The organism is Arthrobacter sp. NPDC093128 (assembly GCF_040683875.1).
In the GTDB taxonomy this organism is placed as follows: domain Bacteria; phylum Actinomycetota; class Actinomycetes; order Actinomycetales; family Micrococcaceae; genus Arthrobacter.
Genome location: NZ_JBFBEY010000039.1, coordinates 1 through 20,101, shown reverse-complemented (window position 1 = coordinate 20,101; position 20,101 = coordinate 1). Strand labels below are relative to the sequence as shown.

Here is a 20,101-nt window from a genome sequence, read left to right as displayed (position 1 = left end):
GTTGCTGGAATGCCTGCAAAGACACCGAAGGCCAAGCTGAACCTGGCCGACGTCGCGGCGCTTGCCGGGGTGTCCACTCCCACCGTTTCCAAGGTCATCAACGGCCGGGACGACGTGGCGGAGGCCACCCGCGTCCGCGTCCAGAAGGCCCTGGCAAAGCTGGGTTACGAGTCGCCGATGCAGCGCAGGGTCAGGTCCACCGGACCGGCGCTCGTGGACCTGGTCTTTGACGGCCTGAACAGTTCGTATTCACTGGAAGTGATGTCAGGGATTGTCGGCTGCGCCGCCGAGGAGGGCGTGGAGGTGGTCCTGAGCAGCGTGACTCCGGACAAGTTGCAGAACACGGACCACGAGCAATGGTCCCAGCGGCTTTTCGATGCAGGCCGTAAGGGACTCATCCTGGTGACATCCGAAGTCACGCCCGGCCAGCTGGAATCCTTCCGGCGCCGGAACATCCCCGTGGTGGTCATCGACCCGCTCAACCCGCCCCGTTCCGGGTTTGTCAGCGTCGGCGCCACCAACTGGGCCGGTGGCAAGGCGGCCGCCGAGCACCTGATCTCCTTGGGGCACCGGAAAATTGCGTTCCTGGGTGGCCCTGAGGCCGCCGAATGCAGCGTGGCCCGGCTCCATGGCTACCTGGCGGCCCTGCGTGCCGCCAGTATCCCGGCGAATCCGGACTACATCGTGACCGGCCAGTTCCAGCGCTATTTTGGCGTCGCCGGTGCCCGCCAGCTGTTCGCCCTCGCGGACCGGCCCACCGCAATTTTCGCCGGCAACGATGCAATAGCGCTCGGCGTCCTGGACGAGGCCCGCCTGCAGGGCATCCGTGTGCCTGAGCAGCTGAGCCTGGTGGGCTTCGACGGGACGGACATCACCGAACAGTCGGTCCCCCGCCTGACGTCCGTGGCGCAGCCCCTTCAGGAAATGGGGCGGACGGCCCTCCGCTCCATCCTGCGGCTGGCCAACGGGGAAACCCTGGAATCAACACACGTTGAATTGGCCACCGAACTGGTGGTCAGGGACTCGACGGCGGCGCCCGCCGCCTGACCTGCCGCTACCTGAACTTCGGCGGCTGTGCATCCAGCGTCTGTACTAAAGGCGCCTGTACTTAACCTGCGGGAAAGCACTCTAAACTTGACGGGTCCCCCGCGTATCTCCGACGCAGTCTGTCTTACTGGCAGGGAATAAGGGCGCGATGGTGTATGTTGCATTGCCGTCAGACAAGAACATTAGAAAAGAGAACCCCCTAAGTGGCAACCGATTACGACGAAGTCCGATCCGACGTCAAGGAATCCCAGGACAACTCCCTGGAAGCGCTCCAGTCCGCGAACGCCCCTGATGCACGAAGCGTTGTCCGAGAGCTGGATGAGGCCGACGCACTCGACGATGGCATGGTCCCCGGCGGCGAATTCGTCGCGGAGGAACTGGTGGTCCAGGTCATCCCGCAGGCGCAGGACGAATTCACCTGCTACTCCTGTTTCCTGGTCCGGCACCGGTCCCAGATCGCCCGCGAAAAGAACGGCCACGCCTATTGCGTTGATTGCGAAGGCTAAGCACCGCCACAGTCTCCCCGCATCCCTGAAGCCGGGAGACGGACCCAGGAAATCTCACGGAAACCTGACCGGCCTACTGTGGTCACGAACCATAGTCGTAGGTGCTCTGACAGGAGTGCGCCGGCAGGTCTGGCTAAGCCCGATGCTTCGGGTCTATAAACATAGGACCGAGCCGGGCTGTTGAAGGGATTTTCTGATGCATCTGATGCCCCGTGAGCAGGAAAAGCTCATGATCGTGGTCGCCGCGGACCTTGCCCGGCGCCGCCAGGCCCGCGGGCTGAAGCTGAACTTCCCTGAATCCGTGGCGATCATCAGCTACGAACTGATCGAGGGCGCCCGGGACGGCCGCACTGTCGCTGAACTTATGAGCTATGGCACCACCGTGCTGAGCCGCGACGACGTGATGGAAGGCGTGCCCGAGATGATCCACGACGTCCAGATCGAGGCCACGTTCCCGGACGGCACCAAGCTTGTCACCGTCCACGATCCGATCCGATAGGGGCGGGCCATGATTCCGGGCGAGTACGTTCTGGGCTCAGCGCCTGTGGTGATTAATGCCGGACGCGAGGCAATCGACGTCGTGGTTGTTAACACCGGCGACCGGCCCGTGCAGGTGGGCTCGCACTACCATTTTGCCGAAGTGAACGCCGCGCTTAAATTTGACCGCAAGGCTGCCTACGGCCGCCGGCTGGACATTCCGGCCGGCACTGCAGCCCGGTTCGAACCGGGGGACAGCAAGACCGTCCGGCTGATCGAACTGGCAGGCAGCCGCGAGGTTCACGGCCTCAGCAACGCGGTCAACGGGCCGCTCGACGCCGGCAATCCCCGGCAGGAAGCCAAGGGGGAGGCCAAATGAGCTTCGAGCTGACACGCAGGCAGTATGCGGACCTGTACGGCCCGACGACGGGTGACGCCATCCGCCTCGCGGACACCGAACTGTTCCTCGAGATCGAAAAGGACCTCACCGTGTACGGCGAGGAAGTGGTGTTCGGCGGCGGCAAGGTGATCCGCGACGGCATGGGCCAGAACGGCCAGGTCCTGCGGGATGAGGACGTTCCGGACACCGTAATCACCAACGCCGTCATCCTGGACTACACCGGCATCTACAAGGCCGACGTCGCGCTCAGGGACGGCCACATCTTCAAGATCGGCAAGGCGGGCAACCCGCAGATCACCGACGGCGTGGACATCGTCATCGGCGCCAGCACCGAAATCATCGCCGGAGAGCGGAAGATCCTCACGGCCGGCGGCGTGGACACGCACATCCATTTCATCTCCCCGGATCAGGTGCCCACTGCCCTCGCCAGCGGCGTGACCACCATGGTGGGCGGCGGAACCGGGCCGGCCGAAGGTACCAAGGCCACCACCGTCACCCCCGGGAAATGGCACATCCAGCGGATGCTCCAGGCCACAGAAGGGATGCCGATCAATATCGGCCTCTTCGGCAAGGGACACGCCTCCGCCGTCGAACCGTTGGCCGAGCAGATCCGGGCCGGTGCCATCGGGCTCAAGGTCCATGAGGACTGGGGATCCACCACCTCCTCGATCGACAACTCGCTGAAGGTGGCGGACGAATACGACGTCCAGGTGGCCATCCACACCGACACCCTCAACGAGTGCGGCTTCGTGGAGGACACCATCCGGGCCATCGGCGGCCGGGTCATCCACACCTTCCACACGGAAGGCGCCGGCGGCGGCCACGCACCGGACATCATCAAGATCGCCGGACTCCCCAACGTCCTGCCGGCCTCCACCAATCCCACGCTGCCGTACACGCGCAACACCATCGAAGAGCACCTGGACATGCTGATGGTGTGCCACCACCTCAACCCGGACATCCCGGAAGACGTGGCGTTCGCCGATTCCCGCATCCGCGCCGAGACCATCGCCGCGGAGGATGTCCTGCAGGACCTGGGCATCTTCGCCATCACCTCCTCCGACTCGCAGGCCATGGGCCGGGTGGGCGAGGTGATCACCCGCACCTGGCAGGTGGCGGACAAGATGAAGAAGCAGCGGGGCGTGCTCAAGGACGCTGCCGGTGGGGCGCACGGTTCGGCTGCCGGTTTGGGATCGGAGAGCGACAACTTCCGGCTCAAACGCTACGTGGCGAAGTACACCATCAACGCCGCCATCGCCCAGGGCATGGCCGACTCCATCGGCTCCGTCGAGGAAGGCAAGTTCGCGGACCTGGTGCTCTGGGACCCCGCGTTCTTCGGGGTCAAGCCCGAGCTGGTCCTCAAGGGCGGGCAGATTGCCTATGCGCTGATGGGCGACGCCAACGCCTCCATCCCCACCCCGCAGCCGCGCACCATGCGCCCGATGTTCGCCGCGTTCGGCAAGGCCGTGCAGCAGTCCTCCATCACCTTCCTGTCCCAGGCCGCCATCGACGCCGGGGTGCCCGAAGAGCTGGGCCTGCAGAAGGTCATCCGGCCCGTGTCCGGGATCCGTTCGCTGACCAAGGGCGACCTCAAGTACAACGACGCCACCCCGGACATCCAGGTGGACCCGGAAACCTACAAGGTGACCGTGGACGGCGAGGACGTCACCTGCGAACCGGCGGACGTGCTGCCCATGGCCCAGCGCTACTTCCTCTTCTAAGTTCCCGACCTCTTCTGTTCCCGACCCCCGGAGCCCCGCGTGATCATCGAGAAAATCCTCGGCAACCTGCACGACCTCCCCGCCTCGGAGGCCGGGGCCGTCGCCGGACTGCACCAGGAAAAAGTGGTGCTGCCCAGCGCCCAGCTGGTCAAGCGCATCCAGCGCGTCACCACGGATCACGGAAAGGAGCTCGGCATCCGGCTGCCGTCCGGTTCCGGGGACCTCCGCGACGGCGACATCCTGCACATCGCCGAAACCAACATGATCGTGGTGTCCGTGCTGCCCACCGATGTCCTGGTGGTGGCTCCCCGGACCATCCATGAGATGGGTGTGGTGGCGCACTCGCTCGGCAACCGGCACCTGCAGGCCCAGTTCTTCGACGCCGCATCCGAGTACGGTGCCGAAGTCATGGTGTGCCAGTACGATCACACGGTGGAGGACTACCTCAAACACGTCGGAGTGCCCTACGACCGCCAGGAACGCGTGATGCCCGTCCCCTTCCGCCATGCTGAACACTCGCACTGACGCGCCGTCGGCTTCAGCGAACAGCTACCAGCTCGCCCTGCAGCAGCTGACGGACTCGGCGCTGCCCACCGGGGCGTTTGCGCACTCGCTGGGGTTTGAGACCTATATCGAGCGCGGGCTGGTCCAGGATGAGGCGGGCTTCGGGGTGTGGCTTGCTGCTTTTGTGGGGCAGCAGCTTTCCTATTCCGACGGGCTGGCCATCCGGTTTCTGTATGAGGGTGTCCTCGTTGCAGAGCTGGATGCGCTGCTGACGGCACAGCTCCTGCCGCGGCAGCTGCGGGAGGCGAGCATCAAGATGGGGACGCGGCTGCTGGAGATCGGCTCCGAAGTCTTCCCGTCCCCGGAGCTGGCCGCATACCGGGAGCTGGTGGCCACCGGCCGCGCCGTCGGCCACCAGCCGCTGGCGTTCGCCGTCGTCGCCCGTTCCCTCGGCGTCCCGCTGACCGAAGCGCTCGCCGCGTACCTTTTTGCGGCCGTCACCTCACTGACCCAGAACGCCGTCCGCGCCATCCCGCTGGGGCAGAACGCCGGCCAGCGGCTGCTGAGGAAGGCGGCCGACGACGTCGCTGCCGCCGTCGGGCGGATCGCCCGCCTGGCGCCGGACGACTTCGGGGCGGTCAGCCCCGGACTGGAAATTTCGCAGATGCGGCACGAACGTCAACGTGCCCGAATGTTCATGAGCTAGCAGGAGGACAGAATGTCTGAACCCATCAAGATCGGCATCGGCGGACCGGTCGGCGCCGGCAAAACGCAGCTCGTGGAGCGGCTCACCCGGCACATGAGCCGCGAGATCTCCATGGCCGCGATCACGAACGACATCTACACGATCGAGGACGCCAAGATCCTGGCCGCCAACGGCATCCTGCCCGAGGACCGGATCATCGGCGTCGAAACGGGCGGCTGTCCGCACACGGCCATCCGCGAAGACACGTCCATGAACACCGCGGCCATCGAGGAGCTCAAGAAACGCCACCCGGACCTGCAGGTCATCTTCGTGGAATCCGGCGGCGACAACCTCTCCGCCACATTCAGCCCCGAGCTCGTCGATTTTTCGATCTACATCATCGACGTGGCCCAGGGTGAAAAGATCCCGCGCAAGGCCGGCCAGGGCATGATCAAGTCCGACCTCTTCATCATCAACAAAACCGATCTCGCCCCGCACGTCGGGGCGGACCTCTCTGTCATGGAACGGGACTCCAAGGAGTTCAGGGGCGAGAAGCCGTTCTGCTTCACCAACCTCAAAACCGACGAAGGGCTGGACGCTGTCATCGAATGGGTGCGGCGCGACGTCCTGATGCTCGACCTCGCGCCGTGAGCACGACGGCGGCTGAGGCGGCTCTGGAGACTGCGGCCGCCCCTGCTGTGAAGTCGCCGATGGGGGAGCTTGAGCTGCGCATCGAGCATCGCGGCGGCAAGTCCGTGGCCGCGCATCAGTACCATCAGGGCGCCTTGAGGATTTTGCGGCCGCACTACCTGGATGAGTCGGGGCAGGTTTGTTATGTCGTTGTGAATCCGGGCGGGGCGTATTTGGGGGCTGATCTTTATGTCATGGACGTGGAGGTTGGTGACGGGGCTTCATTGGTGCTGACCACACAGTCGGCCACGAAGATCTACCGGACTCCGGGGTCGTTTGCCGAGCAGCGGATGACCCTGCGGCTGGGGGAGCGGGCGCAGCTGGAGCTGGCTCCGGACCAGCTGATCGCCTACCGGGAGGCCAGCTACCGGCAGAACACGCACGTCACCGTGCGGCCGTCGTCGAGCCTGGTGATGGCTGAAGTGGTCACGCCGGGGTGGTCCCCCGACGGAGCGTCGTTCCGGTACGAGGAACTGCGGCTCCGCACCGAGATCCACGTGGAGGCACCCGGCGGCACCGAACTGCTGGCCCTGGACAACCTGCTGATCCGGCCGTCCCTCAACGACGTCACCGGGATGGGGTTTATGGAAGGCCGCAGCCACCTGGGCTCGCTGGTGGTGGTGGATCCGCGGGTGGACCAAGCCCTGGCCGACGAGCTCCATGCGCTCACGGCCGGCCACGACGCCTACACCGGAGTATCCCTGACCGCGTCAATCGGCGGAACAACCGGCCTGGTGCTGCGGTCGCTGTCCGACTCCACGGAGGAACTCAACCGGCTGCTGGGCGCCTGTACCGCCCTGCTGCGTGAACGCTGGCACGGGCGGGCGCCCCTGAACCTGAGGAAGTACTGATGACCACGCTGACCCAGTTCGCCGCGATGTACAGGGAACGTGAGCAGCTGCCGCTCCGGACCCGGATGCTCTTCGCCTTCGGTGCGGTGGCCGCGCTGCACGTTGCCGCCGTCGTACTCCTCCTGTCCGGAAGCCTTGGGGCCGGAAGCTTTGGAGCCGGAAGCCCTGGCACCGGAACAGCGGCGGCGGGACAGCCGCTGGCTCTGGGGCTTGTGTTCACCGCCTACCTGGCCGGCATCAAACACAGCTACGACTGGGACCACATCGCCGCCATTGACAACTCGACGCGGAAGTTCGTGGCGCAGCGGAAGGATCCCGTGAGCGTCGGGTTCGCGTTCAGCCTGGGGCACAGCTCGGTGGTGATCCTGGCAGGGATCCTGGTGGTGGGCGGCGCAGCCGTGGTGGGCCAGTTTATGGAGGACGGCACCACAGGAAACATGGTGCTGGGCCTGATCGGCAGCGGCGTCTCCGGGCTGTTCCTGCTGGCCATGGGCCTGTTCAACGGCTCGGCGTTCCTGCGGGCCGCGCAGGCGTACCGGAACGTTCAGGGCGGCGGCGAAGTGCGGGACGGGGACCTTGAAGCGAAGGGGTTCGTGGCGCGCCTGCTGGCCAAACCGCTGGCCCGGGTCCAGCGGCCGCGGAATATCTACGTGATCGGTTTCCTGTTCGGGCTGGGTTTCGATACAGCCACCACCATCGGGCTCCTGGTGATGACGACGGCGGCGTCCCTCGCCGGAGTGTCCCCGCTGGCGCTCCTGGCGCTCCCGCTGGCATTCACGGCCGCCATGACGCTCTGCGACACCACCAACGGCGTCGCCATGATGCGCATGTACAGATCAGCCATCCACAATCCGCAACGGAAGCTCGGCTTCAACACCCTGATCACCGGCATCTCGGCCGTGTCCGCCCTGTTCGTGTCGGCCATCACCCTGGGCGGATTCTTCAATACGGCCTTTGGTCTGGAGGATCCCCTGACCACCTGGCTGGGGGCGGTGGACCTGGGCGACGCCGGGCTGCTGCTCGTGGCTGTGCTGCTGGCGGTGTGGGGCATTGCCGCGCTGCGCGGGCGGATGAAGGGCCGTTCGCAAGCCGCCTAGCGTCAACGCAGCCGCCACCCCCATGACGCGCGCCGGAGCGGGTGGCAGGATAGGACGCATGGAACTGCACATCACAGGGGACCCCGCCGCCGACAAACTACTCAGCGATGACGCGTTTGCGCTGCTCACCGGCATGCTGCTGGACCAGCAGGTGACGATGGAATCGGCCTTTGCCGGTCCCGAAAAGATCCGGACGCGCATCGGATCCATGGATCCTGCGGAGATCGCCGGGTACGACCCGCAGGGCTTCGTCGAGATGTTCAAGGAACGTCCGGCGGTGCACCGCTTCCCGGGATCCATGGCCGGACGCGTCCAGGCCCTCGCTGAAACCGTGCACAGTGATTGGAACGGGGACGCCACCGCCATCTGGACGCAGGGCAACCCCGACGGCCCGGAGGTGCTGCGCCGGCTCAAAGCCCTGCCGGGATTCGGTGAGCAAAAGGCGAAGATCTTCCTGGCGCTCCTGGGGAAGCAATGCGGCCTCCAGGCGGAAGGCTGGCGCGAGGCCGCCGGCCACTACGGCCAGGAGGACGCGTTCCTGTCCGTCGCCGACATCGTGGATCCGGAATCGCTGAGTAAGGTGCGCGCCAGCAAGCAGGCCGCGAAGGCCGCTGCCAAGGCTGCGAAGACCGCCGGGGACTGACAGCCGGCACAGTCAAGCACTACTGGATGGAGGGCGGATACCGTGAGTGAGCAGCCAGCAGGTACGTTCGCTTCCCTCTGGGTGGCCACGAGCGCATCCACTGGCTACGCTGCCCTCAACGCGGACCTCGACGTCGATGTGGCCGTGATCGGTGGCGGCATCGCAGGCCTGACCGCTGCACTTGCCCTGAAGCGGGCAGGCCAGACGGTGGCCGTGCTGGAGGCGGCACGGGTGGGCACCGGAGTCACCGGGAACACCACCGGCAAGGTCACTTCCCTGCACCGGCTGGCCTACACGGAGCTGGCGGGCCGGCACGGCGTAGAGGCAGCCCGCCTGTACGGGGAGGCGAACGAAGCCGCGATTCAGCATGTGGCCGGCACGGTGGCCGAAGAAGGCATCGACTGCGGCTTCCGTCGCGTATCCAACTACACCTACGCCGAATCGGAGGAGGCGCTCGCCCGCGTCCGGGAGGAAGCGGCACTGGCCGGCAGGCTGGGACTTCCGGCGTCCTTCACCACCGAAGTGCCGCTGCCCTTTGCGGTCAAGGGCGCGGTCCGCTTCGACGGCCAGGCGCAGATCCACGCGCTCAGATACGTGCAGGGCCTGGCCCGCGCCGTGGACGGGGACAGGAGCTTTGTCTTCGAGGACTCGCCCGCCACCGGGTTGCGGGACGGGGTACCGGCAGTGGTCGACGCGGAGCATGGCTCCATTCGTGCCCGGGAGATCATCGTGGCGACGAATATGCCCATTGAGGACAAGGGAATCTTTGATGAGCGGTGCTACCTGCACCGCTCCTATATCGTTGCCGCCCGCACGGCCCTTCCCCCGTTGGATTCGACATTCCTCAGCGTGGACGAACCGATGCGCTCCATCCTGACCATCGACCTTGATGGCGCAAGCTATGTCCTTGCCGGCGGTGAGGGACACCCCGCGTCGGAGCGCACCGATTCCGCCGAGCGGTACCGGCGGCTCAGCGGGTTTGCCCGTGACCGCCTGGGTGTGGACGAGATCGTCTACCGCTGGTCCACCCAGGACGCCATGCCTGCTGACGGGCTGCCCTACGTGGGGCTCATGTCAACGGACGCCCGGCACATTCACGTGATCACCGGACTGCGCAAATGGGGCCTGACCAACGGCACCGCCGCAGCACTGGTCCTCCGGGATACCCTGTGCGGCCGGCCCAACCCGTGGGCGGCAGTGTTTGACAGCACGCGAGCCTCCGAAAGCACGCCGGCCGCAGCTGCCCCGGACGCTGCACCGGCCGTAACGGAGGACGCCACCGAGACTGCCCCCGCGTCGAGCGGCGCTGTTCCGATCAGGTCGGACCTTGTTCGGGGTGCAGGGAGCGTTGTGGACGTGGACGGGGCCACGACCGCCGTCTACGTCGGGCCAACGGGGAACGTCAGCGCCGTATCGGCCGTCTGCACCCACTTGGGCTGCACCGTGGAGTTCAACCCGGCGGACGTGACCTGGGACTGCCCGTGCCACGGCTCCCGGTTCAGCACAGACGGTACCGTCATCCAAGGCCCCGCCACCCGGAACCTCGCTGCCGGCGCGTTACCGGCGGACCTCGGCTGAGCTCGGCCGAGCGGGACCCGGTGTCGCGGAACTGACGCCTGGAATTTTCCCCGAAGGCGTTACCCGGCCAGCTTCGCCCGGAGCCCTCCGATTATCACATCCAGGCCGAAGTCGAAGGCGTGCCCGCCCCGTTCCTCCGACGGGCCGGCATTGCCGAGTGCGCGCTTGAGCGTGGGGTAGCCCTCCGCCGGCGGGTCCCAGACGACTTCCGGGGCCGCCAGGTCCAGCGCCGCGCCCAGGGCAAAGCTGTCGATGGTGGAGATGGCCGCCACGACGTCCCGGCCGCGGAATCCTGCTGCCTCAAGGGCCAGTGCCAAGTCTTCGTAGAGCCCGATGACGTCGGGATCAGTGATCGTTTGAAGGACCAGGAGCGGCGCCAGCCGCGGGTGGCGCACGAATGCGTCCCGGTAGGCGCGGATCAGGACCCGCAGGGCGGCTTCCCAGTCGCTATGGTCCACCGGGGCGTACGGCTCTTCGGTGATGATCCGGTGGCGCAGGTGCTCCAGGATCTCGTCCCTGCCGCTGACGTGGTTGTAGATGGAGGACTGGCTGACGCCGATCTTCTTCGCCAGTTTCGGGAAGCTGAAGTCACCGCCCTCATCAACCAGCTCCAGGGCGGCCGTGGTGAGGGCCTCCACGGATATCAGCGGGAGGAGCGGGCGCCCCATAGGTTCTCCTGACTGCAGCTTTTGAAGGTCATGCCCAGCCTAGTCGGCGGGGCTCCGCGACGCCGTTTTGGGAAAACTATTGTGCTCTGCGCCACACGCACTCATAATAAACGAAAGCCTTTCGTTTAGCAGGGCTCCCAAGAAAGGACGGACCAGTGCCGGATACCCAAACCAGACCACCGACGTCGTCCGCTGACGGCTCCCTCAAGCGCAACGCCTTGGGGACGGGCGGCATCGCCTTCCTCGTCATCTCGGCAGCAGCACCCCTCACCGTCATGGCAGGCGTGGCCCCGGTAGCCATCGGCGTCGGCGGCATCGGCGCCCCGGCCGGCTACCTACTCGCGGGCATCGTGCTCACCCTCTTTGCCATCGGGTTCATGGCCATGACCCGCCACGTCAAGGCATCCGGCGGCTTCTACACCTACATTTCACTGGCCATGGGCAAGACCGTCGGGCTGGCCTCCGCCATCCTGGCGATCGTCTCCTACAACTGCCTCCAGATCGGCGTCTACGGCCTCTTCGCGGTCCAGACCCACGACATGTTCAAGGTGCTGTTCGGGCTCGAGGTGCCGTGGCCGGCCATCGCGCTCGCCGCCGTCGTAGCCGTATGGTTCCTCGGCTACCGGGGGATCGACGTCGGCGCGAAGGTTCTCGGCGTGCTCCTGGTTGCGGAGACGGGCATCCTGGCCGTGATGGGAGTGGGCATCCTGGGCAGCGGCGGAGCCCACGGGATCAGCGTGGGTTCCTTCAGCCCGGAGCACGCGTTCGGCCCGGGCGTCCTGGCGATCCTTGGCATCTGCTTCGCCGCCTTCATGGGCTTCGAGTCCACCGTGCTGTACCGCTCCGAGGCCCGTAACCCGGACAAATCCGTGCCGCGGGCCATGTACATCGCCGTCGGCTTTATGTCCGTGTTCTACGCCTTCATTGTCTGGACGGTGGTCCAGGCCTACGGCGAAGACCGCGCCGTCGAAGCCGCGGGCGAAATGGCCGGCGGGATGTTCTTCCAGACAATCAACCACTATGTGGGCCCGTGGGCCGAGGTGGTGATGTACATCCTGATCGTCACCAGCGTCTACGCGTCGCAGCTGGCCTTCCACAACGCGATCAACCGCTACGTCTACATGCTGGCCCGCGACGGCGTGCTGCCCGCCTTCCTCGGCCGTACGCATCCCAAATTCCAGTCCCCGCACCGCGCCGGCCAGCTGCAGACAGTCCTCGCCGCCGTGGTCATCACCATCTGTGCCCTGCTCAACGCCGACCCGTACCAGCAGCTGCTGATCTGGGTGAACACCCCCGGAATCTTCGGCATCGTCGGGCTCCAGGGCCTGGTTTCGGTTGCGGCCTTCCTCTACCTGCGCCGGAACCCCGCCGCAGCGACGCACAAACTGATGGTGCCGCTCAGCCTGGCCTCCGCCATCCTGCTCTTTGGCGTGGTGCTGCTGATCGGCCTGAACATCGAGCTGCTCACCTTCGCCGACGCGCTGACCAACACCATCCTCATCCTGGTAACGCCCCTTGTCTTCATCGCCGGGCTCCTGGCCGCCCGCTGGGTGCGCCGCCACCGTCCCGCGACCTTCGCGCAGATTGGAAGCTTCGAAACCCATGAATCCTGATGTGATCATCCTGGCCGACACCATCCACACGATGGAGGACCGGACGCCCGGAAGCCCCGCGCCGCAGGCGGTGGCCGTCCAGGACGGCGTGATTGCCGCCGTCGGAAGCCGTGACGATGCCGAAAAATGGCCGGCCGCGGAGGTCATCGACTTCGGTGCCGCCGTGCTGACGCCCGGCCTGGTGGACTGCCACATCCACCCTGTCTTCGGCCTGGAACTGACCCGCGGCTGCGACCTGTCCGGCGCCACGGACCTTGCCGAGGTGCGCGCGCTGTTGCGCGCTGAAGCGGCAGCTACCGCCGCGGGGGACTGGGTGCGGGGCTGGGGCCTGGACCCAAACGTGTTCGGAACCGCCGCTGCCCACCGCGAGCTGATTGACGACGTCGTCTCCGGGCTGCCGTGCCTCATCCGCCTCTTCGACGGGCATTCCGCACTGGCCAGTTCGCGGGCCCTCGAACTGGGGGGCGTCACCGGCCCGCGGAAGTTCGACCAGGCCTCGGAAGTGGTCTGCGACGGCAGCGGCAGGCCCACCGGACTCCTGCTGGAGGCCGCTGCCATTGAGCTCGTGGCGCAGCTGATGCCGGCTGAGCCCTTCCAGGAGCGGAAGGCGAGGCTGGCCGAACTCTTCACGCAGTTCTCCCGGGCCGGGCTGACGGGGGCGCACGTGATGGACTGCGGGGAGGGCTCGCTGGAGCTCTTCCGTGCCCTCGAAGACGACATGGACGGCGGCCTGCCGCTGCGCCTGCGGATCTCACCCTGGTGCATGCCCGGCAGCGGAGAGGAAGACTGGCGCCGGCTCGCGGAGCAGATCGGGCTGGGCGGACGGCGCTGGGAGGTGGCCGGCATCAAGCTGTTCGTGGACGGCACCGTGGACAACGGCACCGCGTGGCTGTTTGAGCCCGATATCTATGGGGAGTCGGTGGCCCCGTTCTGGCCCCGCCCGGAGGAGTACGCGGCGGCGGTTCGCTTCTTCGCCGGCCGCGGGATTCCCACGGCCACGCACGCGATCGGCGACGCCGGAGTGGCCGCAGTCCTGGACGCCTTCGAGTCCCTGCCTCCCGAGGTGCAGTCGGTTGCACCGGAGGCCGTTCACCGGATCGAACACCTCGAAACCGTCCCGGACGCCCTCATTGAGAGATTCTCCCGGGCGGGCCTGGTGGCGAGCATGCAGCCGACGCACTGCACCCACTACTCCCGCGCCGACCACCGCGACAATTGGTCCACGCGGCTGGGGACGGAACGCGCGAACAACGCCTGGCGGTGCGCGGACCTCCGCGCGGCGGGAACCACCCTGGGGCTCGGGTCCGACTGGCCGATCGCCCCGTTCGAACCGCTGCCCATCCTGGCGGACGCGCAATTACGACGGCGGTCCGGCCACCGGGACGAACAACCGGTGATTCCGGGCCAGGCCCTCACTGCCCTGCAGGCGCTCGAAGGCTACACCTCGCATGCTGCGAGGGCTGCGGGGGAGTGGGCGGTCTCCGGGTCCATCACCGTCGGCAAGCGCGCGGATTTCACGGTGTTCGACGCCGATCCGCTATCGGTTGCCCCGGATGACCTGGCTGCTGCGCAGGTTCTGGCTACGTTCGTGGACGGTCGGGTGCAGCACCTGGCGGTGGGGTCAGCCCGGTAGGACGCGTGCCCGGCCCGCGGCTGCGTCGGCTTGAGGCCGGACGCCGCGGGCCTAGTCTGTACGCATGGACAAGCCGGAACATGGGACTAACCGCAACCCTGCCGTTGATGAGTGGTTCCAAAACTACGACAACCCGCAGCGGGGGACCTGGTGGCCAGCGTCCGCGAGTTTATCCTTGCGACCGACCCGGCCGTGACCGAGGCCATCAAATGGCAGGCGCCCACCTTTATGTACAAAGGCAACATCGCCTCTTCTTTCCCAAGTCGAAGAAAACCGTGACGCTCTTGTTCCACACGGGTGCCTCCTGGAAGGCGACGGCGAGGTGTCCAGGGTTGCACGCTTCCTCGACGCGGCGGATTTTGAGGCCAAGAAGCCGGCGCTTGAGGTCATCATCAGGCGATGGATGCGGGACCGGGGCTAAAGGCGACCGGGCCAGGGGGCAGCGTCGTAGTCAAAACCATTTGCCCGCGAACTCCAGGGACAGGCTCACGTTCCGGCGGTAGCATGCCCATATGGCTATCGCGCGCTTCCCCACCCTCGTCATCGACTGCCCCGACGCCGGGGCCCTTGCCGTGTTTTACGGCGCCCTTCTCGGCTGGAACGTGAAGGATGACGGCGACTGGACCGAGATCCGGCCCGACGACGGCAGCAACTGCATTTCGTTCCAGCAGGTGGACGGCTACCAGGCCCCCGCATGGCCCGGCCAGTCCCACCCACAGCAGATGCACCTGGACCTGGTGGTGCAGGACCTGGACGACGGCGAAAAAGAGGCTATCAAGCTGGGAGCCAGCAAAGCGGAGACGCAGCCCGGCACAACCTTCCGCGTGTTCCTCGACCCCGCCGGCCACCCGTTCTGCCTCTGCCTCAGCTAGGCGGTTCGAACGGGTTCACTTGCCTCACCGCGTTTCCCGTTCCTGACGTGCGGGGTGGCAAAGCGGCGCACGACTCTGTTTCCGGGACGCTGGTCATCAGCTGTCGTCGGGAGCGGTGGTGCTATGGACGCTGCCGGGTGACGGTGCCATGGTGAAGCTGTGGAGGGGAACAGCCCGGCACTGGAGCAACGGAGGTTGGCCATGAATCTCGACGAACTTGTCTTCCACCCCTGGGCTGTCCAGGGGCCGCGGGACGTGCCCACCTTTGTTGGTGGCTCGGGGAGCTACATCATCGACTCCGGCGGACGGCGCTACCTGGACTTCAGCTCGCAGCTGGTGTTCACCAACCTTGGTCACCAGCATCCGCGCATCGTGGCTGCAATCAAGGAGCAAGCAGACCGTCTCTGCACGCTCGCACCCGGCCACGCGTCCGATGTCCGGGGCGAAGCGGCGCGGCTGATTGTGGAGGTCTCGCCGGAGGGCCTGGGGCACGTGCTGTTCACCAACGGTGGAACCGAGGCCATCGAGCATGCGGTCCGGATGGCGCGCCTTTTCACGGGCCGACCGAAAGTGCTCGCCGCGTACCGCTCCTACCATGGCTCGACATCGACCTCGATCCACCTCACCGGCGACCCGCGCCGCTGGGCCTCGGACACCGGCGCGGCGGGTGCCGTGCACTTCTTCGGACCTTTCCTGTACAGGTCGGCGTTCGGGTCAGGGACCCCGGAGGAAGAGTGCGAACGGGCGCTGGCTCATCTCGAGCAGGTGATCCTCCTGGAGGGCCCGTCGACGATCGCCGGCCTGGTCCTGGAATCGGTGACCGGCAGCTCGGGGGTAATCGTGCCACCGGCCGGCTACCTGCGCGGGGTCCGCGAGCTGTGCGACCGCCACGGCATCGTCTACATCGCCGACGAGGTCATGGTCGGTTTCGGCCGGACGGGAGCCTGGTTCGGCGTCGACCACGATGGCGTGGCGCCGGACTTGCTGGCGTTCGCGAAGGGCGTGAATTCCGGGTACGTGCCGCTGGGCGGTGTGCTGGTCGGCGACGCAATCTACGAGATGTTCACCAAACGCCCTTACCCGGCGGGATTGACGTACAGCGGCCACCCGCTCGCCTGCGCAGCGGCGGTCGCCGCCATCAGCGCGATGCGCGAGGAGGGCACAGTCGCGGCAGCTGCCCGCCTCGGCACGGACATCCTGGGGCCAGGACTCAGGGATCTTGCCGGGAAGCACGAGTCCGTCGGCGACGTTCGCGGCATCGGCGGCCTCTGGACCGTCGAACTGGTCCGCAACCGGCTGACCAAAGAGCCGCTCGTGCCGGTAGGAGCCACCGGTGCGGCGAACGCTCCGATGGTCTCCTTCACTAAGGCGTGCCTGAGCCGGGGCTTGCTGCCTCTGACCTTGGGCAACCGCGTCCATGTCGCCCCTCCCCTCAACGTGAACGACTCCGACGCCGCCGCGGGCCTGGCAATCCTGGACGAGGCACTGGCGGAAGCCGACGCTTTCCTGGACTAACGCGGGACGCCGTGAACGTCATGGCCGGACACGGCCAGCCTGAGCGGTGAAGAAACTGGAACGGCGCGTTTGCCTTGGCCTGCCGGACGTCACAGTTGGGGAAGGTTTAATCCGCGACGCGGGCAGGCCGGCGAAGGAACAGGGCTGTCAGGACTGCCGCCGTCAGGCAGAGAGCGGCGTTGAGCCCGATGGCCGGCAGTATCGAGTGCAGTACCTGATCCGGTGCATCACCGATGCCGCCGTGGACCAGGGACGCGGCGATGATGCTGCTCATGAAGGGGATTCCCATGGTGATGCCGATTTGCTGGCTCATAGTCGTCAGCCCGGTGGCAAGTCCCTGTTCGGTGTCGGGGAGACCGGTGGTGGCGGTGACCATAAACCCGACGATGGCGGCGAGGTTCGCGACGCCGCCGATGAACGTGGCGATCAGGACGAGGATCAGTGAGGTCTGACCTGTGTTGATGAAGAGCAGCGAGCCGGTGGCAGCTGCCTGGACGGTGAGGCCGGCGAGGATGGTGTTCTTGTTGCCGAGTCTGCCGATGAGTTTCGGGGCGATGATCCCGCCGACGACGGTGCCGATGCCGAGGACTGCGAAGGCCAGCCCGGCTCCGAGCGGGGTGTAGCCGAGGACCTGCTGAAGGTAGAGGGTCAGGACGAACACCAGGGACGTTTCGGTGGCGAACGCCAGGATCCCGGCGATGTTGCCCCAGGCGATGTTGTTCCGCCGCAGGATCGCCACGGGCACCAGCGCATGCGGCGTGTTCTTCTCGATGAAGAAAAAGAGCACGGACAAGATCACGCCCGCTGCCAGCGGTCCCCACGCCAACGGTTCGGCCCAGCCCTTTTCGCCGGCGGTAGTCAGACCGAAGACGAGCAGCAGCAGGGCAAGGGTCACAGTGAACGCTCCCGGCACATCCAGTTTCGTCCGGTTCCCGCGGGCGGACTCGGTCAGGAGTTTCGGGGCAAGGATGAGGACGAACAGGGCGATGGGGATGTTGATGAAGAATGCCCACCGCCAGGACAGCAGATCGGTGAGCAGCCCACCGAGGATCGCACCGGCAGTGAACCCCGCGGCCATCAAGGAACCATTCAAACCTAAGGCCTTTTCCCTCAGCGGCCCTTCCAGGAAGGACGTGGTGAGCAGCGACAGCGCGGCCGGGGTGACGGCCGCGGTGGCCAGGCCCTGGGCAACACGGGCGATGAGCAGCACACCGGGGTCGGTGGCGAGGCCGCCGACGAGCGAGCCGATCCCGAGCAGCGCCATGCCGGCGATGAAGAGCCGTTTGCGTCCGAACAGGTCAGCGACCCGGCCGAAGAACAGGGTGAATCCTGCCGCGCACAGTGCGAAGGAGGTGGCGATCCATTGCAGGTGCTCCAGGGCGAAGCCGACGTCCCTCCCGATCCGGGGCAGCGCGACGTTCAGGATGGAGAAGTCGACCGCGAGGGTGAAACTGGCTGTCAGCAGCAGCGTCATGATCAGCCGCTGCCGCCCGGTCATCCGGACAGAACCTTGTTCAGCCGGCGGTGCAGGCGGTGCTGGTAGTGCTTCAAGCTGGGGGAGAGGGGCGGCGTCGTGCGTTGTCATCGCGGAAGTGTCCAATCACTGAGTGCGTGGGCGGGTTTTCCTCTCCAGCCTGCCGATGCCAGGCGGGAACAGCCACGCCGTGTTGTGGGTAGCACTGGCAGTGCTACCCACGTCCGGGAATGTTCGTGAATACTCACAGGTATGAACCAACCAGCAGCGATGGGCGATTTTCTCCGCAAACGACGGGCCGCCCTGAGCCCGGCCGACGTCGGGCTGATGGATTATGGCACCCGCCGTGTTCCCGGGCTGCGGCGTGAGGAAGTGGCCATGCTGGCCGGGATGAGCGTGACCTACTACGCCCGGCTGGAACAAGGCCAGCACGTCAACGCCTCCGACGCGATCATCGACTCCCTCGCCCGGGCCCTGGCCCTGACCGAGGTCGAACGGAAACACCTCTCCGACCTCTCCGGCATCAAACGCCGAAGCCCCAAGACCACTAGGAACCGGCCCGACCAGGCGCGGCCCGGGACGAAACGTCTGGTTGATTCCATGGGCAGTGTTCCGTCGGTAGTGCTGGGCAAACGCACCGAAGTCCTGGCCTGGAACAGGGCGGGGCACTGGCTGGTCGCTTCGCATTTGGACCTCGACGCCCCGGACACGCCGTCGCAGCGGCCGAACATGACCCGAATGCTCTTCCTGGATGAGGCCACACGCAGCCTCTACCCGCACTGGCGCTCCGAGGCTGCCCGTGCCGTCGCATCCCTGCGGCTGCTCTCCGGACGGTTCGCCGATGACATCGAACTCGCCGCACTCGTCGGGGAACTGACCCTGAAAAGCCCTGAGTTCGCAACCATGTGGGCAGAACATCCGGTCGACAACTGCATGTCAGGGCACAAGACACTGAACCATCCCCGGCTTGGGTGCCTGGAGCTCGGGTTCGAGGTCCTGACCATGCCGGACGATTCCGGCCACCGCATCCTCACGTACATCGCAGAAGAAGGCAGCGAAGCCGCCGCCGCCCTCACGCGACTGCATCGCCAGCCCTTCGCGCTGGCCCTCGACGTGGCCCGTCTTGGCGAAGCAGTCTGAGCGTCATTCGCTGCGGACGCCCCCACGCTAAGAACCCCGGAGCGCAGGTCGCGGACCCATAGCGCGGACGCCATAGCCTTGTGCAGCCGCGGGGGATATGCGCGACCTGTTAGAAAACGCGCCCCGGCGACCGGGAGGTCTGCCGATTTCGGCTCGATCCGCGACCGGACCTGCTGCGTTCGCGCGCTGGATCAGTGCATGGCGGCGCCTGGCCTCAGCCGGTAGTCAGCATTTGAAGTAGGTGTTTTGCCGGGGTTTTTGGCGTGGGTCAATGTGGGGTGGCGGGATGAACCAGGGGACCCCGGTTTTGACCTGAATGTGCCACTGTTCCTTATGGATCAAATGGTGGTGATGGGAGCAGAGCAGGGTTCCGTTGTCTGTACTGGTGGGTCCGCCGTGTGACCAGTAGGTGATGTGGTGGGCTTCGCACCAGGGTGCCGGGATGGTGCAGCCGGGGAAGGCGCAGCCCTGGTCGCGGCTGGTGATGGCTTTGCGGATGTGGGGCGGGAAGATCCGGGTGGTGTGGCCGATGTCGAGGATGCGTCCTTCGCTGCCGAGCAGGACGGGGATGATGTCGGCGTCGCAGGCGATCTTCCGGACGATGGACGCCGGGACGGGGCCGGTGAACGCGAACGACCCCGTGCCGGGGATGCCGGGGATGCCGGGGATGCCGGTGGTTCCGGTGCCCGTGTTGAGGCGGTCCATCAGGTCCCGGTAGTCGATGGTGACCATGACCTGGGGCTTCAGCCCGCCCGCCGCCGGCAGACCTCCGGTGGTGAGGGCTGCTTTGCAGGCGCCGACCAGGCCGTCGAGGAGCCGCTGCGGGCGGGTCCGCAGGTCCAGGGCATCATCGGGCGCAGCGTCCGTGCAGCCCTCCCGGGTCCGGGGGTTCGTGGCAGTGTTCATCACGGTCAGGAGGGGTTCGCATTGATCCGGGGTCGCGAAGATTTCGATGTGCTGCAGGCCGCGGCGGGCCTGCCGGAGGAA

At 66.4% G+C, this 20,101-nt stretch carries 21 protein-coding genes; 18 read left to right on the top strand and 3 right to left on the bottom strand.

Features of this window, described 5'->3' with window-relative positions:
* Window positions 1-9: 9 nt before the first annotated feature.
* From AB0N24_RS25975 to AB0N24_RS25920, 12 genes are all read left to right on the top strand, one after another.
* A complete protein-coding gene (locus tag AB0N24_RS25975) occupies window positions 10-1,047 on the top strand; it encodes a LacI family DNA-binding transcriptional regulator (RefSeq protein WP_364131045.1) in 1,038 nt (345 codons plus the stop codon).
* A 203-nt stretch (window positions 1,048-1,250) separates the two neighbouring features.
* Window positions 1,251-1,553 (top strand): DUF4193 domain-containing protein, encoded by a 303-nt coding sequence (locus AB0N24_RS25970; protein WP_104173883.1) that lies wholly within the window; start codon window positions 1,251-1,253, stop codon window positions 1,551-1,553.
* Between the two features lie 196 nt (window positions 1,554-1,749).
* Window positions 1,750-2,052, top strand: a complete 303-nt coding sequence (locus AB0N24_RS25965; RefSeq protein WP_104173882.1) for an urease subunit gamma — start codon at window positions 1,750-1,752, stop codon at window positions 2,050-2,052.
* A gap of 9 nt (window positions 2,053-2,061) precedes the next feature.
* Window positions 2,062-2,409: an urease subunit beta gene (locus tag AB0N24_RS25960; RefSeq protein ID WP_364131041.1), complete on the top strand. Its 348-nt coding sequence runs from the start codon at window positions 2,062-2,064 to the stop codon at window positions 2,407-2,409.
* Entirely contained in the window at window positions 2,406-4,151 is a 1,746-nt protein-coding gene (gene ureC / locus AB0N24_RS25955; RefSeq protein ID WP_364131039.1) for an urease subunit alpha, read from the top strand. Before AB0N24_RS25960 ends, ureC begins: the two co-directional genes overlap by 4 nt.
* A gap of 39 nt (window positions 4,152-4,190) precedes the next feature.
* On the top strand, window positions 4,191-4,676 hold the full coding sequence (gene ureE, locus AB0N24_RS25950) for an urease accessory protein UreE (protein WP_364131036.1): 486 nt from the start codon (window positions 4,191-4,193) through the stop codon (window positions 4,674-4,676).
* Window positions 4,657-5,361 carry an urease accessory protein UreF gene (locus tag AB0N24_RS25945; RefSeq protein WP_364131033.1) on the top strand — a complete coding sequence of 235 codons (705 nt, stop codon included), beginning with the start codon at window positions 4,657-4,659 and terminating at the stop codon, window positions 5,359-5,361. The genes ureE and AB0N24_RS25945 overlap by 20 nt, the downstream gene beginning before the upstream one ends.
* A gap of 12 nt (window positions 5,362-5,373) precedes the next feature.
* The gene (gene ureG / locus AB0N24_RS25940; RefSeq protein ID WP_364131031.1) at window positions 5,374-5,991 is read left to right on the top strand and encodes an urease accessory protein UreG; all 618 of its coding nucleotides are present in this window, start codon (window positions 5,374-5,376) and stop codon (window positions 5,989-5,991) included.
* A 59-nt stretch (window positions 5,992-6,050) separates the two neighbouring features.
* Window positions 6,051-6,881, top strand: a complete 831-nt coding sequence (locus AB0N24_RS25935) for an urease accessory protein UreD (protein ID WP_364131067.1) — start codon at window positions 6,051-6,053, stop codon at window positions 6,879-6,881.
* On the top strand, window positions 6,881-7,978 hold the full coding sequence (locus tag AB0N24_RS25930) for a nickel transporter (RefSeq protein WP_364131029.1): 1,098 nt from the start codon (window positions 6,881-6,883) through the stop codon (window positions 7,976-7,978). The genes AB0N24_RS25935 and AB0N24_RS25930 overlap by 1 nt, the downstream gene beginning before the upstream one ends.
* Before the next feature lie 58 nt (window positions 7,979-8,036).
* Entirely contained in the window at window positions 8,037-8,621 is a 585-nt protein-coding gene (locus AB0N24_RS25925; protein WP_364131026.1) for an HhH-GPD-type base excision DNA repair protein, read from the top strand.
* Window positions 8,622-8,663: 42 nt separating this feature from the next.
* Window positions 8,664-10,199 (top strand): FAD-dependent oxidoreductase, encoded by a 1,536-nt coding sequence (locus AB0N24_RS25920; protein ID WP_364131024.1) that lies wholly within the window; start codon window positions 8,664-8,666, stop codon window positions 10,197-10,199.
* Between the two features lie 59 nt (window positions 10,200-10,258).
* On the opposite strand, the gene AB0N24_RS25915 is transcribed toward AB0N24_RS25920, so the two are convergent.
* Window positions 10,259-10,867 (bottom strand): TetR/AcrR family transcriptional regulator C-terminal domain-containing protein, encoded by a 609-nt coding sequence (locus tag AB0N24_RS25915; protein ID WP_364131022.1) that lies wholly within the window; start codon window positions 10,865-10,867, stop codon window positions 10,259-10,261.
* Between the two features lie 155 nt (window positions 10,868-11,022).
* Here AB0N24_RS25915 and AB0N24_RS25910 point away from each other — a divergent pair, with 155 nt between their 5' ends.
* The 5 genes from AB0N24_RS25910 (at window position 11,023) to AB0N24_RS25890 (ending at window position 16,500) form a co-directional block, all read left to right on the top strand.
* Window positions 11,023-12,480, top strand: a complete 1,458-nt coding sequence (locus AB0N24_RS25910) for an APC family permease (protein ID WP_364131019.1) — start codon at window positions 11,023-11,025, stop codon at window positions 12,478-12,480.
* Window positions 12,470-14,113 (top strand): amidohydrolase, encoded by a 1,644-nt coding sequence (locus AB0N24_RS25905; RefSeq protein ID WP_364131016.1) that lies wholly within the window; start codon window positions 12,470-12,472, stop codon window positions 14,111-14,113. Before AB0N24_RS25910 ends, AB0N24_RS25905 begins: the two co-directional genes overlap by 11 nt.
* A gap of 111 nt (window positions 14,114-14,224) precedes the next feature.
* On the top strand, window positions 14,225-14,392 hold the full coding sequence (locus AB0N24_RS25900; RefSeq protein ID WP_364131014.1) for a DUF1801 domain-containing protein: 168 nt from the start codon (window positions 14,225-14,227) through the stop codon (window positions 14,390-14,392).
* A 233-nt stretch (window positions 14,393-14,625) separates the two neighbouring features.
* Window positions 14,626-14,985 (top strand): VOC family protein, encoded by a 360-nt coding sequence (locus tag AB0N24_RS25895; protein ID WP_364131012.1) that lies wholly within the window; start codon window positions 14,626-14,628, stop codon window positions 14,983-14,985.
* A gap of 180 nt (window positions 14,986-15,165) precedes the next feature.
* Window positions 15,166-16,500, top strand: a complete 1,335-nt coding sequence (locus AB0N24_RS25890) for an aspartate aminotransferase family protein (RefSeq protein ID WP_364131065.1) — start codon at window positions 15,166-15,168, stop codon at window positions 16,498-16,500.
* A 106-nt stretch (window positions 16,501-16,606) separates the two neighbouring features.
* On the opposite strand, the gene AB0N24_RS25885 is transcribed toward AB0N24_RS25890, so the two are convergent.
* Complete coding sequence (locus AB0N24_RS25885) at window positions 16,607-17,998, bottom strand: MFS transporter (RefSeq protein WP_364131009.1); 1,392 nt, start codon at window positions 17,996-17,998, stop codon at window positions 16,607-16,609.
* A 228-nt stretch (window positions 17,999-18,226) separates the two neighbouring features.
* On the opposite strand from AB0N24_RS25885, the gene AB0N24_RS25880 reads away from it, so the two are divergent.
* Window positions 18,227-19,114, top strand: coding sequence for a helix-turn-helix transcriptional regulator (locus tag AB0N24_RS25880; protein ID WP_364131006.1), 888 nt, complete (start codon window positions 18,227-18,229; stop codon window positions 19,112-19,114).
* Window positions 19,115-19,339: 225 nt separating this feature from the next.
* Here AB0N24_RS25880 and AB0N24_RS25875 read toward each other — a convergent pair.
* Window positions 19,340-20,101, bottom strand: a 762-nt coding sequence (locus AB0N24_RS25875) for a DUF222 domain-containing protein (RefSeq protein WP_364131004.1), incomplete at its 5' end; no start/stop codon positions are given.

Coding starts and splice junctions, on each gene's coding strand:
- ureG (WP_364131031.1), top strand. CDS start 5,374: ATGTCTGAACCCATCAAGATCGGCATCGGCGGACCGGTCGGCGCCGGC.
- AB0N24_RS25895 (WP_364131012.1), top strand. CDS start 14,626: ATGGCTATCGCGCGCTTCCCCACCCTCGTCATCGACTGCCCCGACGCC.
- AB0N24_RS25945 (WP_364131033.1), top strand. CDS start 4,657: ATGCTGAACACTCGCACTGACGCGCCGTCGGCTTCAGCGAACAGCTAC.
- AB0N24_RS25880 (WP_364131006.1), top strand. CDS start 18,227: ATGAACCAACCAGCAGCGATGGGCGATTTTCTCCGCAAACGACGGGCC.
- AB0N24_RS25935 (WP_364131067.1), top strand. CDS start 6,051: ATGGGGGAGCTTGAGCTGCGCATCGAGCATCGCGGCGGCAAGTCCGTG.
- AB0N24_RS25885 (WP_364131009.1), bottom strand. CDS start 17,998: ATGACCGGGCGGCAGCGGCTGATCATGACGCTGCTGCTGACAGCCAGT.
- AB0N24_RS25965 (WP_104173882.1), top strand. CDS start 1,750: ATGCATCTGATGCCCCGTGAGCAGGAAAAGCTCATGATCGTGGTCGCC.
- AB0N24_RS25975 (WP_364131045.1), top strand. CDS start 10: ATGCCTGCAAAGACACCGAAGGCCAAGCTGAACCTGGCCGACGTCGCG.
- ureC (WP_364131039.1), top strand. CDS start 2,406: ATGAGCTTCGAGCTGACACGCAGGCAGTATGCGGACCTGTACGGCCCG.
- AB0N24_RS25915 (WP_364131022.1), bottom strand. CDS start 10,867: ATGGGGCGCCCGCTCCTCCCGCTGATATCCGTGGAGGCCCTCACCACG.
- AB0N24_RS25905 (WP_364131016.1), top strand. CDS start 12,470: ATGAATCCTGATGTGATCATCCTGGCCGACACCATCCACACGATGGAG.
- AB0N24_RS25930 (WP_364131029.1), top strand. CDS start 6,881: ATGACCACGCTGACCCAGTTCGCCGCGATGTACAGGGAACGTGAGCAG.
- AB0N24_RS25925 (WP_364131026.1), top strand. CDS start 8,037: ATGGAACTGCACATCACAGGGGACCCCGCCGCCGACAAACTACTCAGC.
- AB0N24_RS25960 (WP_364131041.1), top strand. CDS start 2,062: ATGATTCCGGGCGAGTACGTTCTGGGCTCAGCGCCTGTGGTGATTAAT.